The following is a 204-nucleotide window of genomic DNA, read 5'->3' as shown; positions in this document are numbered from 1 at the left end:
CCGGTCGCACCGGTGATGTCGGAGACGACGTGATGAAGTTGCAGATTCATCTCCATCAGGGCCTTTTGCATATGCTGAATGTGGGCAGCGGCGTATTCTACGAGCCGCTCCCGTTGACGCAGATAGGCGCGCAGGGTGGCAACTGCGGCATCAGGGCGAAAGCTCCCGCGTAACAGACCGTAGGAATGGAGCTGACGTAACCAT

1 pseudogene is annotated in these 204 nt (G+C 58.3%); it reads right to left on the bottom strand.

The features are described 5' to 3' along the window. Positions 1-204: pseudogene (locus ACWGS9_RS36050) on the bottom strand (IS110 family transposase); the annotation flags it as partial.

The sequence above is a fragment of the Mesorhizobium sp. Arg314 genome (genome assembly GCF_053714275.1).
The sequence above is the reverse complement of the archived record's forward strand: the minus strand, read 5'-3'. Positions and strand labels throughout refer to the sequence as shown.